General features: G+C 58.6%; 11 protein-coding genes, 2 tRNA genes and 1 pseudogene. 12 read left to right on the forward strand and 2 right to left on the reverse strand.

Annotated elements, in window-relative coordinates; genetic code table 11:
* Positions 1 to 595 precede the first annotated feature (595 nt).
* A tRNA-Pro gene (locus U9R25_14825) sits at positions 596 to 672 on the reverse strand.
* A gap of 135 nt (positions 673 to 807) precedes the next feature.
* Here U9R25_14825 and ychF point away from each other — a divergent pair.
* The 6 genes and pseudogenes from ychF (at position 808) to U9R25_14855 (ending at position 4,409) form a co-directional block, all read left to right on the forward strand.
* Positions 808 to 1,905 carry a redox-regulated ATPase YchF gene (ychF, locus tag U9R25_14830; protein MEA3337180.1) on the forward strand — a complete coding sequence of 366 codons (1,098 nt, stop codon included), beginning with the start codon at positions 808 to 810 and terminating at the stop codon, positions 1,903 to 1,905.
* Between the two features lie 187 nt (positions 1,906 to 2,092).
* The gene (gene rpsF, locus U9R25_14835) at positions 2,093 to 2,380 is read left to right on the forward strand and encodes a 30S ribosomal protein S6 (protein ID MEA3337181.1); all 288 of its coding nucleotides are present in this window, start codon (positions 2,093 to 2,095) and stop codon (positions 2,378 to 2,380) included.
* Between the two features lie 43 nt (positions 2,381 to 2,423).
* On the forward strand, positions 2,424 to 2,798 hold the full coding sequence (locus tag U9R25_14840; protein ID MEA3337182.1) for a single-stranded DNA-binding protein: 375 nt from the start codon (positions 2,424 to 2,426) through the stop codon (positions 2,796 to 2,798).
* Positions 2,799 to 2,812: 14 nt separating this feature from the next.
* Positions 2,813 to 3,094, forward strand: coding sequence for a 30S ribosomal protein S18 (gene rpsR, locus U9R25_14845; GenBank protein ID MEA3337183.1), 282 nt, complete (start codon positions 2,813 to 2,815; stop codon positions 3,092 to 3,094).
* A 67-nt stretch (positions 3,095 to 3,161) separates the two neighbouring features.
* A pseudogene (locus U9R25_14850) lies at positions 3,162 to 3,581 on the forward strand (SurA N-terminal domain-containing protein).
* 315 nt (positions 3,582 to 3,896) lie between these two features.
* Entirely contained in the window at positions 3,897 to 4,409 is a 513-nt protein-coding gene (locus tag U9R25_14855) for a peptidylprolyl isomerase (GenBank protein ID MEA3337184.1), read from the forward strand.
* Positions 4,410 to 4,584: 175 nt separating this feature from the next.
* Here the strand turns inward: U9R25_14855 and U9R25_14860 are convergent, their stop codons facing one another.
* Positions 4,585 to 6,798 (reverse strand): bifunctional (p)ppGpp synthetase/guanosine-3',5'-bis(diphosphate) 3'-pyrophosphohydrolase, encoded by a 2,214-nt coding sequence (locus U9R25_14860; GenBank protein ID MEA3337185.1) that lies wholly within the window; start codon positions 6,796 to 6,798, stop codon positions 4,585 to 4,587.
* Positions 6,799 to 7,170: 372 nt separating this feature from the next.
* On the opposite strand from U9R25_14860, the gene U9R25_14865 reads away from it, so the two are divergent.
* From U9R25_14865 to U9R25_14890, 6 genes are all read left to right on the forward strand, one after another.
* Positions 7,171 to 8,046, forward strand: coding sequence for an SUMF1/EgtB/PvdO family nonheme iron enzyme (locus U9R25_14865; GenBank protein ID MEA3337186.1), 876 nt, complete (start codon positions 7,171 to 7,173; stop codon positions 8,044 to 8,046).
* Between the two features lie 20 nt (positions 8,047 to 8,066).
* Entirely contained in the window at positions 8,067 to 8,639 is a 573-nt protein-coding gene (locus U9R25_14870) for a GrpB family protein (protein MEA3337187.1), read from the forward strand.
* Positions 8,640 to 8,690: 51 nt separating this feature from the next.
* Positions 8,691 to 8,763, forward strand: a tRNA-Arg gene (locus U9R25_14875).
* A 326-nt stretch (positions 8,764 to 9,089) separates the two neighbouring features.
* The gene (locus tag U9R25_14880; protein ID MEA3337188.1) at positions 9,090 to 10,196 is read left to right on the forward strand and encodes a hypothetical protein; all 1,107 of its coding nucleotides are present in this window, start codon (positions 9,090 to 9,092) and stop codon (positions 10,194 to 10,196) included.
* 879 nt (positions 10,197 to 11,075) lie between these two features.
* Positions 11,076 to 11,549 (forward strand): ASCH domain-containing protein, encoded by a 474-nt coding sequence (locus U9R25_14885; protein MEA3337189.1) that lies wholly within the window; start codon positions 11,076 to 11,078, stop codon positions 11,547 to 11,549.
* A gap of 143 nt (positions 11,550 to 11,692) precedes the next feature.
* Positions 11,693 to 12,925 carry a DUF418 domain-containing protein gene (locus tag U9R25_14890; protein ID MEA3337190.1) on the forward strand — a complete coding sequence of 411 codons (1,233 nt, stop codon included), beginning with the start codon at positions 11,693 to 11,695 and terminating at the stop codon, positions 12,923 to 12,925.
* The last annotated feature ends 2 nt before the right edge of the window (positions 12,926 to 12,927 follow it).

A 12,927-nucleotide genomic window follows, 5' to 3' on the forward strand; every position in this document is an offset into this window, starting at 1 on the left:
GTCTGCCTGTCGATGCAGAACCAGGGGTCTATACGGTGGCCGTCGTCGTCTACGACCGGGAGACGCTGGCGCCGCATCCTGATTTGACCGGTCGCCTCAGCACCCCGTTGACAACCGTACTGGTTCATGCCGATAGTCAGACTGGAAGCTGAACTTCTAGCAGCTTGGCGAAAATAGACAGGTGGTTAAAGACCGTCCCTACCTCTGGTGAAGGACCTTGGTAACTATATGGTTTTCTAGCCCGTAGTGTACTGGCACCGTCGCTCCCGCGGGCCCCTTCGGGGTGCACGGAAAAGCGGGAGCCCAGAAAGATGCTGTGCTGTCTGGGTCTTCAGGTGCACCGGGATGAGAGGTTCGCTCGGTGGGTTCTTCGTATCTTCGTCCGACTTCGCGGCTTCGTGATCCAAACGCCGGGCCTGGGTAGTGACCGAAATTCGAATAAGAGGCGATGCTGGAACGGGTGCGATGGCCGGCAAAAAGTAGGCGATCCTTGCGGTTTTCCTGGTGGACTATCAGGCCGGTTGTGGTAAAATGAGCGGAGAATGCCGAAAAGAAAAATCCCCAGACATGAGCCTGGGGATCCCAAACGTAACGATGGTCGGGGCGAGAGGACTTGAACCTCCGACCTCACGGACCCGAACCGTGCGCGCTACCGGACTGCGCCACGCCCCGACATCCCGATCATTATATCAGTTGCGCCAGGTTTTGGCAAACAGGCAGCATGCCGGCATGTCAGAATAGCATAATGATATCTTGACATAATAATATTCTGGCATAATGACATAATTCTCCCCCAAGGACCTCACCATGTCCCTTCAAATCGGAATCGTCGGCCTGCCCAATGTCGGGAAATCCACCCTCTTCAACGCCCTGACCGGAGCTGGCGCCGCGGTGGCCGGCTATCCCTTCACTACCATCGATCCCAATGTGGGCGTGGTTCCGGTGCCCGACGAACGCTTAACCCAACTGGCGGCACTGATCGATCCGGAGAAGGTGGTGCCGGCCACGGTTGAGTTTGTCGATATCGCCGGCCTGGTCGCCGGGGCCAGCCAGGGCGCCGGCCTGGGCAACCAGTTTCTTGGACACATTCGCAACGTTGATGCCGTCGCCATGGTGGTGCGCGCCTTCCAGGACCCCGATGTACCTCACGTGAGCGAGGAGTTGCATCCCCTGGCCGATATAGCCACGCTGGATACCGAACTGCTATTGGCCGATCTAGCAACCATCGAACGGCGCCTGGAAAAGATCGCCGTGCAGTCCAAGGCCAATCCGCGGGAGGTCGCGGCCGAGACCGAAGTGCTGCAACGCGCGCAGGCACACGCGGACGAGGGGAATCTGCTCTCTTCCCTTGTGCTCGACGAAGTAGAGCTGGCGCTGATGGGTTCCCTCGATCTGCTCACGGCCAAGCCCCGGCTGTATGTTATCAACGTGGGCGAGGATGACCTGCCCGCTGGCGGCTCGCTGGCGGATGCCGTTCGTGCCAGGGCTGTTGCTGAGGGCGCACAGGTCGTGGTGCTGTGCGCCGATTTGGAAGCTGCTCTTTATGACTGGCCGGCCGACGAGGCACAGGAATACCGGCGCGACCTGGGTTTGAACGAGCCCGGTTTACATTCCCTGATCCGGGCGGGATTCCGATTGCTCGACCTGATCACCTTTTTCACTGCGACCGGCGGCAAGGTCCTTCACGCCTGGGAACTGGGGCAGGGAAGCACCGTATATGAGGCGGCGGGCAAGATCCACACTGACATGCAACGGGGGTTCATTCGCTCCGAGGTTGTGCCACAACCCCAGTTGATCGCCGCCGGTAGCTTCCACCACGCGCGGGAACAAGGGCATCTGCGCCTGGAAGGCAGAGACTACGTCGTTCAGGATGGGGATGTCATTCATATCCGTTTCGCTGTGTAGGAATCGAGTTTCATCTGCCCTCCACAGTTTTTTGCCAACCACCAGCACCTGTGTTACACTCTTTCCGTGCAGCGAGGGACCTGGATACCCTTTCCAGCCCTCGTTACTTTTCGCCTGTGGCCCGGTGGTTCCTCTATGACCGCCTGTAGATCACAGGTATACCCTGGGAAAGGAGGAAACTGCACGCGTGAATACCTATGAGTTGATGTATATTGTTCACCCTGAGGCAGACGAGGACGCAGTGACCGGAATCTCCGAGCAAGTTGCGTCGTGGGTCAGTGCCGAGGGCGGCGAGGTGCTCAAGAGCAACGTCTGGGGCAAACGCAAGCTGGCTTACGCCATCGACAAGCAAACGGAAGGTACTTATGTGGTTGCCGATCTGCAGCTGCCCGTTTCGGGCCTGCCCGAATTCGAACGTAATCTCAAATTGCATGAGCAGATCTTGCGCCATTTGATCGTACGTCCGGGGAACTAAGTGCTCACAGAGAGAGATTGGCAAGAACAGACGAGGTGTGGGAATGTCGAGAGGATTGAACAAGGTACTAATCATCGGCAACCTGGGAGCAGATCCCGAAATGCGCTATACGCCCAGCGGAAAGCCGGTGACATCGTTCAGTGTGGCTGTGTCAAGAAGCTGGCGTACGTCCGAAGGAGAGCGCAAGGAAGCAACCGAGTGGTTCAATGTTGTTTCCTGGGGCAACCTGGCGGAAATCTGCAATCAGCATTTGCGCAAGGGATCCCATGTTTACATCGAGGGGCGGTTACAGACCCGTAGTTGGGAAGATTCCAACGGCTCTCGCCACTTTCGCACCGAGTTGGTGGCCAACGAGATGATTATCTTGGACGGCCGATCTCATGTGGCAGACGATGATTTTGGCGAATTTGATTTCTAATAGCGAGGTAAAAAATGGCTGACACCAGGACAAGGAGACCTCGATTTCGTGGGTCAAGGCGACGCAGAGCTCGACGCCAGGTTTGTGGCTTCTGCGTGGACAAAGTCCAACATGTTGATTACAAGCAGAGTGACGCCCTTCGGCGTTACGTCACCGAACGAGGTCAGATCAGACCTCGCCGCAAGAGTGGCCTGTGCGCAAAACACCAGCGACGGGTGGCCCGCGCCGTGAAACGTGCCCGCTTCATGGCCCTCCTGCCCTACACAGCCGAGCAAATTCGGTTGCAAAGACGATAAATCAGGAAGAGCGATGGCTAAACGTCAAAGAAAAGAGCGTACGGAGCCCACCCGCAAGGAAACGGCCATGACCCGCAAGGAGCGCGAGCAAGCTCGCCGCGTGACGATTATCGTCGGCATTGCTCTGGGTCTCGCCGCTCTGGTACTCCTGGGTGGCCTGGTCTATCAGTTTCTGATCGTACCTAACTCTTCAGTCGCCAAGGTTGGAGACCAGTCGATCTCCGCAAGTGACCTGGCGGAACGGTCCAAGTTTCAACACCTCCAGACGGAAAGCCAGTTGAGCAATCTGATTCAACTCGACCGGCAGTTTTCGGCGGATAGCGAAACGGGCAGCGTTTTCGGCAGTCAGATTGCCCAACTTCAGAGCACGCTGGCCAATCCCGATGGACTCTCGAATCAGGTTTTGGAGGAGATGATCGACGAGGAGGTCATTCGTCAGGCCGCGGCCGAGCTTGGAATCGTGGTCGGGAACAACGAGGTTCAGCAGGGGCTGGAAGAGCTCATTGCCTCTCAGATGGGAGCTGTGACGGTGCCCCAGGCAACGGCTACTGCCGAGGCTCTTGCAGTGGCGACTCCCACGCCCAGCGCCGAGGTCTCAGATGGCGAAACTGTCGAGACACCGTTGCCGTCACCGACAACCCAGGTGTTGGATGCCGACGGCTTCACGGAGAACTTCAATCTGCTTATCGAAAACGTCAGTGGCGAGGCGGATCTTTCCAGTGGCCAGGTCGAGGGTGTCTATCGAAGCCTGATCACGCTGCAGCTGTTGCGGGAGAAGTTGCTTGGGCAATTGGGCGATGAAATGCCCAAGGCCGGGGAACAGGTTAGTGCCCGACATATACTCATTTCGCTGCCGGAAGATGCCTCGGAGGGCGATGAGCAGCAAGCTTTGGCCAGCGCTATCGAGATAAGCCAACGGCTCAAGGATGGTGAGGATTTCGCCGAACTGGCTGCCGAATTCTCCGAGGATACATCCAATGCCGAAAACGGCGGTGATCTGGGTTTCTTTGGACGGGGGCGCATGGTACCCGAGTTTGAGGAAGCAGCCTTCAGCTTGCCCATCGGCGAAATCAGTGACCCGGTGCGCACCGTGTTTGGATATCACATCATCCGGGTGGACGATTTCGACGAAGGCCAGCCCGATTTCAACGGTTGGCTTGTGGATCAAAAGGTAAGCCGGCTGATCGAGCGTAACCTGACCGACAGCTTGCTGCCCAACTTGCCTGAGACGAACCCGGCGCTGTTAGGTGGCTCCGCAAACCCATTGGCGCCCATTGCGCCGCCACCGGCTCAAGACCACAACGGCGGCATGTAATCACTGCGAAAAGCAAACGAAAACAGGGCGCTCCACCTGATCGGAGCGCCCTGTTGATTCGGGGACCTGGTTGAGGGATACGAGGGGCCATCCACGAATGCACGAATGGGCCAGGGTATCAGAGGGCCGAGAGTCACAGAAGCTTTGACACAGCGCCTCCGAAACTCCGATCCCCTCAGGCATGCCAGCGACGGGCTTCGGTTACATTGGGCAGACGTTCGATGCGGGTAAGGATTCGGCTGAGCTGTTCGGCATCGCGAATTTCCAGGGTAGCCGTCACCCGGGCCAGATGGCCCTTGATGCCGGCAACGGCGTGGGCATCGCGCATGTTGATCCGTTCATCTGCAACCAGGGCAGCGATATCCCGCAGCAGGCCTGATCGGTCGTAAGCCTCCACGGCAATGGGCACCGGATGGGTGCGGTCGTCCGCCTCCCCCCAATTGACCTCCACGATTCGCTCCGGATCCTTCTTCACTATGTTCTGGACGTTGGGACAACTCCTGCGGTGAATGGTGACTCCCCGTCCACGGGTTACGTAGCCAATGATCGCCTGGCCCGGCACCGGGTTGCAACACATGGCAGTGCGGCTGAGCAGATCCTCTACCCCCAGGACGGTGACACCCTCCGACGAGATTGGGATGTTGTCCAGCGGCGTCAGGTCCGTTTCCCTGACCTCGGCCTCGACCTGCTCCTTGCGCTCCATGTCCAGCACTTTGCTGGCAATCTGCTGCGTATTGATGTCGCCGAAACCGAGGGCGGCGTGCAGGTCTTCTGCCTTTTCGTAGCCAAACAACCTGGCAATGGACTCGTGGCTGAGTTCGATGTTGAGGCGCCGCAGTTCCCGCAGCAGAATTTCCTGGCCCTGCTGGATATTCTCCTCGCGACTTTGCTTGCGAAACCACTGGCGGATCTTGTTGCGCGCCCGGCTGGTCTTGGTGAAACCCAGGGAAGGATTCATCCAATCCCGGCTGGGGCCACCCCGCTTGGAGGTAATGATCTCTACCTGTTGGCCGTTGCCAAGTCTGTAATCGAGCGGCACTAACTTGCCGTTGACGCGTGCCCCCCGGCAGCGATGGCCAACCTCGGTGTGCACCGAATAGGCGAAGTCAATGGGCGTTGAACCTGCCGGCAGATCCTTGAGATCTCCCTGGGGTGTGAAGACGTAAACCCGGTCGCTGAACACGTCCGACTGCATCGAGTTGACGAATTCGCTGGCATCCTTGATATCGTTTTGCCAGTCCATCAAGCTGCGCAGCCAGGCCAACTTGTTCTCGAAGTCCACGTCCCGGCGGGTCTGTTCCTTATAGCGCCAATGGGCGGCAATACCCAGCTCAGCTGCCCGATGCATGTCATGGGTGCGAATCTGGACTTCTAGGCTGCGTCCCTTGGGCCCGACCACGGCCGTGTGCAGAGAGCGATACATGTTGTCCTTGGGATTGGCAATGTAGTCGTCGAACTCGCCCGGAATGGGTCGCCACAGGCCATGGACGATTCCCAGGGCACCGTAGCAAGCTGTCACCTCGTCGACAAGAATGCGCACCGCCTCGGTGTCGTAGATCTGTTCCAACTCCACATCTTTGCGCTGCATCTTGCGGTAGATGCTGAAAATATGTTTGGGACGTCCCTGGACGATGGCAGTGATGCCGGTCTTCTGAAGCTCCCCCTGGATGATCTCGACAACCTGTTCGATGTATTGGGCGCGCTCGATCCGGCGTTGCTGCAGGCTGGCGGATATCTCCTTGTAGATGCGCGGTTCCAGCCAGCGAAAGGAACCATCCTCCAACTCCCATTTTATCTGCCAGATACCGAGCCGGTTGGCCAGGGGTGCGTAGATTTCCAGCGTCTCGCGCGCAATGCGCCGACGTTTGTGTTCCTTTAGGTGTTTGAGGGTACGGATGTTGTGAAGGCGATCGGCCAGTTTGATAATGACCACCCGAATGTCCTCGGCCATGGCAAGGAACATTTTACGCAGGGTTTCGTCGCGCTGGCTGCGCAGTTTTGGATCGGCGGCAACCCGTTTGCTCTTCTTTTCATCGGAGAATCGTTTGATCTCCTCAAGCTTGGTGACACCATCCACCAGGGAGGCCACCTTGGCGCCAAAATGCTCCTCCAGATAGCCTATGTCGTAGGGTGTGTCTTCGGCAACGTCGTGCAAAAGGCCGGCCACGATCGCATTGGTATCCAGGCGCAACTCTGCTAGGATTCCAGCCACCGCTAACGGGTGGAGAATATAGGGTTCGCCGGACGCGCGTGTCACATCGCCGTGGGCTTCACTGGCAAGCTGATATGCTTCGCGGATTCGCTCTACGTCCGATTCCGTGAAGCTGCGCGGCAAACGATCGATCAACTCCTCGATCGTGGTTGGCAGGCTTGAGAAATCACCATTCATCTGGAAAACGGCACAATTAGCTGGCCTTGCGGCTCCTGTGGATCAATCTTCGTGCGGGCAATCGGGGATCTGCCGTAGACGCCCTCCCATGGAAGATTATAGCGCAAAGGGAAAAATCGTGCAATGGCATTGGCCCGGATGCTGAATCGTGAAACAGCGATGATCTGCGCCAGAAATCAGACGATCGCCCTGCGATATGTCGTCGTCTGATTGACAGGCTGCCGCGCTCCTGTTACAATGTTTAGCGTTCACCAACGCCAAAAAACGCGAGGCGCCAACCACAATCAACTGCTTGCCCTTTCAGTTGCCCAGGACAAAACGACATTCTGACGTGAGTCGTGGGGTACAATGCATCCATTTCGAAGGAGAACCATGACAACTCGATCGCAACACATCATCCTCTTCGTCACACTACTTGTTGGGACGATCGTTTTTTCAGCTTGTGTCGCGCCGGTGCCTCAGGGAGCACCCCAGACTGTAAATCCGGCCGCGCAATCAGCGGATGGCCCGGTAGCATCCGCGGAAACCGTCAACCTGGACGCGCTGCCGGATGTGGCGCCATCCACTGGCCCTATCGAAACCTGGACAAACCCGGTCGACGGGACGGTCTATGTGCTTGTGCCGGCCGGCGAGTTTCTCATGGGCAGTACAGATGCCGATCCCTGGGCCGGACCTGGGGAAAAACCGCAGCAAACTGTCGATCTGGGCGAATTCTGGATCATGCAGACCAAGGTGACCAATGGCCAGTATAACCGCTGCATGGAAGAAGGGGCCTGCACGGAGCCCCGGGGTGATCGTTGGAATGATCCTGCCTTCGCTGATCATCCCGTGGTGCGGGTCGACTTGAATCAGGCCATGGTGTACGCGGACTGGGTGGGCGGACGTCTTCCTACGGAAGAGGAATGGGAGAAGGCCTGCCGGGGCACAGATGGTCGTCTTTTTCCCTGGGGGAATGAGTATCCTGACGCCGAATTGCTGAACTTCGTCGCCAGTGTGGATGACACGACGCCGGTGCAGGCATATTCTCCCCAGGGGGACAGCCCCTACGGTGTCATCGACATGTCGGGCAACGTGTGGGAGTGGACCGACTCGATGTGGGACGATGGGCTGGATTGGCGCGTGTTGCGGGGCGGCGACTACAACAGCGACGTCACCAGCGTGCGCTGCGCCTGGGCCTTTAACCGGGGCAATCCCGAGGTAAGGTTCGGTGACATTGGTTTCCGGGTTTTGGTTCCGGCGACGCCGTAGGACAGAGAAACACGGTCCTTATGATCATCATCAACGACTACAATCCGGCATGGCCGGAGGAATTTGAGGCCCTGCGACCCTCCCTTTTGGAGATCCTGCGGCCTTTTGCGCTGCGGGTCGATCATATCGGATCGACGTCGGTGCCTGGTCTGGGTGCGAAAGATATCATCGATATCCAGGTGACCGTTCGGGAGCTTACGCCCGAAGTCAGGCAGCGACTGGTCGATGCGGGCTATCACTGGTTTGAAGCCTACACCCACGATCACGTGCCCCTGGGCGAAGATGATGATCCCAGGTTATGGGCCAAGTTTACTTTCGGCCAGCCTCCTGGACATCGTCGCAGCAATGTGCACGTGCGTGTGCGGGGAAACCCAAATCAGCGCTATGCTTTGCTGTTTCGCGATTACCTGCGTGCTCATCCAAACTCGGCCAGGACCGTCGAGCTTATCAAGCGGGAACTGGTAAAACGGCATGCCGAGGATGAGGATGCCTACTACGACATCAAGGATCCGGTGTACGACCTGATCTGGGATGCGGCCCAGGACTGGGCCAGGCAGACCGGTTGGACGCAGGCGGGGGTGCGCCACGGGTGAATCTGGACAGGAGACTCGAACGCGAGTAAAATGCACAGGGTTGGGAAACACGCCCCCGTAGCTCAATGGACAGAGCGCCGGACTTCGAATCCGTAGGTTGCAAGTTCGAATCTTGCCGGGGGTACACGAACCATCAGGACGATCGGAAAGCGCCAGGGCTTCCGGTCGTCTTTTCATTGTCTGGAGAGTGTGGTATCATAGCCCCAACGGGCAATGGCCCGATTGGCCGCGGCTGACGAGGGGAGCGGCCAATCTGACGGATGGTTTGGTGCCGAGGTACGAAGGGCAGTTGCCCGGTCTGCTTCAGTATCGAACCGGTTGAATTCTACTCAAACAACCAATCGAAAGGGGGTGACCATGAACAGACCATGCGCGTACATTCGCGCCGTCGGCCGGTCCGTATCAATCTTAATCCAGTGAGGCGATTCATTCGCCAGGGGGGAATTCCAGATGTACCGAAAAACCATCATTCTGCTGATGGCTGTCGCGCTTATGGCCGCAACGAGCCTGCTTTCACTGCCGGTTCACAGCCAGACAACACTATCCGCCGGAGATATCGCCATCGTCGGCGCCAATTTCGACAATCCAGATGAGTTCGCGTTTATGCTGCTCGAAAACGTGAGCGCGGGCACCGAGATCAAGTTTACCGATAGAGGCTGGACCGCCGCCGGAAGCTTCCGGCCCGGCGAGGGAGTCATTATCTGGACTGCCAGCTTCAACCGCCAGGCCGGCGAGGTCGTCCTTTTCACCGATCCACCTTCGGGTGAGTTCGGCGAGGAAGGTAGCTTCGCCCTTTCTTCAACGGGAGACCAAATCCTTGCCTACATGGGTCCTGACGATGCTGCCCTGTTTCTCTATGGGTTCAACAGCCAGGACACCGGCTGGCAGCCAGATGCTACCAGCTCCAACGAATCTGCCCTGCCGGCGGGACTGGTCGAGGGTACCACCGCAGTGGCTCTGGACGAGATCGACAACGCCGTCTGGAACTGCAATGCCGCGTCGTTGGTCAACGCCGTGCTGGCCTCGGTGGGGGATCCGGCCAACTGGACGGGCAGTAACACAGAACGACAGGCCATGCCGGTCACTGAGCTGTGCGTTTCATTGCCTCTGGCGGTGACCTTGACAAGCTTCACAGCCAGCGCCCGCGCCGATCACGTCCTCGTCGCCTGGGAGACCCTCAGCGAGCTCAATAACGCCGGGTTCAACCTCTATCGCAGTGCAACGCCTGAGGCCCCGGAAACGCTACTGGCCACGGTACCCTCGCAGGCGCCGGGCGGCTCGCAAGGCGCCACTTATCAGTTTCAGGATTTCGACGTTATACCGGGTCAAACCTATTGGTACTGGCTGGAGAGCATCGCCGTCACCGGGGCGATGACCTTGCATGGCCCCGTCAGCGTGCTCTTTCAGGCGCCGGCTGCCGTGACACTGGGCGGATTCCAGGCGGACCAGTCGAACCCATCTCCTGGAACCCGCTGGTTGCCAGTCCTGATTGGCCTGATGCTGTTCTCCGCTGTTGGCTGGCCTGTCGCCGGTCGGGCCCTGGAGCGACGGTTGTAGTAGTCACCGCAGATGGCCGACGAACAGTGTTGGCCATCTGCTACCCGGAGGCCGGCGCGAACCGCGCCGGCCTCCGGCCCTTCGTCCATCCTATCAGGATTTCGCAGGCAGTGAGGAAACAGACTCACACGAGGGACATCCGTCATCACCGTCCCACCTCCGCCGTGCGCACGGTCGCTACCCAGCGGACAGTTTTGGCTGCAGGGTCCGTTACCTCAACAGTGAACGAGTCGCCGATCAATTTGATAGGAAGACATTCAGGCAAACGGGCACGTCTGCTTCGAAATATACCCTGCAGCCGTCAGATGATCGGCGCTCAAATTGGAATTGCTGCTGAAGCCCCCACCCATTTTACCAACGGGCACCGATTATGGTATCATGGGCTTGAAGAGGTGAATTATGCCTGATTGCCCTAATTGCGGAACCTGGAACCCCGACGATAAAAACGTCTGTTGGCGCTGCCAGACTGAGTTGCCCACGCCTAAGCAGGAGAAAAAGCGCACCACCAGACGGATTGCTGGATTGCCCCTATGGACCTGGGTTATCTTGGTCCTGTTCTTCATCCTGTTCGTGTCCGGTCAGTGCTTCATGCCGGCATTATTTGGCGGATAAGTCCCCGACCGCTGACCACCGACCGCCGTCCTCTGGCCGCCGTCTGCCGTCCGTCGTCCGCGGTCTTCTGACTACCGACCGCCGACCACCGACCGCGGACCGCCGCTTCCGTCCTCTGGCCGCCGTCTGCCGTCCGTCGTCTGCGGTCTTCTGGAAGCCGTCCGTCGTCTGCGGTCTTCTGGAAGCCGTCCGTCGTCTGCGGTCTTCTGGAAGCCGTCCGTCATCTGCCGTCTTCTGGCCGCGGTGAGCCCCAGGCAAGAAAAACCCATGGAAAAGAGCACGGATATCCAGGTCTTCTGGAAGACATTTCTGAACTCATTGCCCGCGGATCAGCGGCCTGCCGGCATGCCCGAGGCCTGGCATTTCGGCGACAACCCGGCGCTGGCAGATGAATTACTCGATCTGGTGATGGACGGTGTGAAAACGGCGACCTGCGGCAGTCTCTGGCAATATGAAGCGGAAGGGGAAAAGATCCCCGAACCGGGCGAACTGAGCATCATTCTCGACGGTGCAGGAACGCCCGCCTGTGTAGTCGAAACCACCGAAGTGGAGATCAAGCCCTACGAGCAGGTCGATGCTGGCTTTGCCTTTAACGAAGGCGAGGGGGACCGTTCGTTGGCCTATTGGCGAGCGGTTCACTGGCGCTTTTTCAGCCGCACCCTGCCAAAGATCGGACGCCAGCCCGTTGAAACAATGCCGTTGGTCTGCGAACGGTTTCGGGTCGTATTTCCCCGGCAATAGCGGGCCTTGGCAACCAACTTCCAGCAAGTTCAGAGCATTGCGCCAGATTTGGTTCATGCCCGGTCGAACCGTTCGACGTCGTTATCGGTGTTATCAGATGTCTATGACGTCCGCTGGTAGATCTGGGTACACTTGATTGAAGCATGATTGACGCCCCCGCCATTTCGCCCGCAATCCCGGAGGTCTCTGTTGCCCTCGGCCCGGTGGCGCCCTCGCGGCGCATCGAGTCGGTAGACATCCTGCGCGGCATTGCCATCCTGGGCATCTTCCTGGTCAATATGCTCTCCTACTCTGGTTTCCGGCAGCCCTTCGAGCAGATGACTCTCGTGGACAAGTCGGTCAATGTGCTGATCAAATTCCTTGCGCAGGCCAAGTTCTATCCACTCTTTTCCCTCCTGTTCGGTTGGGGCATGGCAGTTCAGATGGAACGGGCTGCGGCCAGGGGAATGCCGTTCGTACCATTCTATCTGCGGCGTATGATCTCACTGCTGCTGATCGGCCTGGTGCACGCCATCCTGATCTGGCACGGCGATATCCTGGTGACCTATGCCTTGCTCGGAATCCCCCTGCTGCTCTTCCGCAAGGCACCCGATCGGGTCATCCTGCTTGCAGTGATCATCTGCATGCTGGTGCCGGTTCTCATCAGTACACCGGGGCCTGGCGGGGAATTTCGTACCGCCTACACCGAGGCGGCAGCGCCCCTGCGGGAGGAGATGATCGCAGGTAAACGATTGAATGTCTTCAGCACCGGGAGCTATCCCGAGGCGGTCCTCCAGCGGAGCAAGCAAGTGCGCTTCAGCTATGCCATGTCGCTTTACTGGGCCACCCATGTGTTTGGCATGATGCTGGTGGGACTCTGGGTGGGTCGTAAGGGAATCCTGCAGGATATACCGCGCTACCGGCCCGCGCTGAAAAAGGTGATGTGGGGAAGTCTCGCCGTCGGGATCGTGCTAAATATATTCTGGGTGTGGGCGACAGTCAATCCCGACCTGGTGTCCGGCGACCTGCATGATCTGGCAACCCGCGGCGTGCGAACCATTGGCGGTCCGGCGCTTACCCTCTTCTACCTGACTGCCGTGGTGTTGATCGCCGACCGGGCGGCATGGAACGAGCAGTTGTCCGGTCTGGCCGCGGCCGGGCGAATGACCCTGACCAACTACCTGCTTCAGTCGGTCATCTGCACCTTGATCTTCTACGGCTACGGCCTGGGCGCCTTCGGTGACATGGGGCCGTTTCTGACCCTGCTGCTGACCTTGCTGATCTTCCGGTTTCAGATCGCCTTCAGTGTCTGGTGGCTGCACCGCTACCGTTTCGGGCCTGCCGAGTGGCTTTGGCGCAGCATGAGTTACGGGAAACTTCAGCCGATGCAGGCCTGATT

The organism is Chloroflexota bacterium (genome assembly GCA_034717495.1).
Lineage (GTDB): Bacteria > Chloroflexota > Anaerolineae > JAAEKA01 > JAAEKA01 > JAYELL01.

Coding starts and splice junctions, on each gene's coding strand:
- ychF (MEA3337180.1), top strand. CDS start 808: ATGTCCCTTCAAATCGGAATCGTCGGCCTGCCCAATGTCGGGAAATCC.
- U9R25_14840 (MEA3337182.1), top strand. CDS start 2,424: ATGTCGAGAGGATTGAACAAGGTACTAATCATCGGCAACCTGGGAGCA.
- rpsR (MEA3337183.1), top strand. CDS start 2,813: ATGGCTGACACCAGGACAAGGAGACCTCGATTTCGTGGGTCAAGGCGA.
- U9R25_14855 (MEA3337184.1), top strand. CDS start 3,897: ATGCCCAAGGCCGGGGAACAGGTTAGTGCCCGACATATACTCATTTCG.
- U9R25_14860 (MEA3337185.1), bottom strand. CDS start 6,798: ATGAATGGTGATTTCTCAAGCCTGCCAACCACGATCGAGGAGTTGATC.
- U9R25_14865 (MEA3337186.1), top strand. CDS start 7,171: ATGACAACTCGATCGCAACACATCATCCTCTTCGTCACACTACTTGTT.
- U9R25_14870 (MEA3337187.1), top strand. CDS start 8,067: ATGATCATCATCAACGACTACAATCCGGCATGGCCGGAGGAATTTGAG.
- U9R25_14880 (MEA3337188.1), top strand. CDS start 9,090: ATGTACCGAAAAACCATCATTCTGCTGATGGCTGTCGCGCTTATGGCC.
- U9R25_14885 (MEA3337189.1), top strand. CDS start 11,076: ATGGAAAAGAGCACGGATATCCAGGTCTTCTGGAAGACATTTCTGAAC.
- U9R25_14890 (MEA3337190.1), top strand. CDS start 11,693: ATGATTGACGCCCCCGCCATTTCGCCCGCAATCCCGGAGGTCTCTGTT.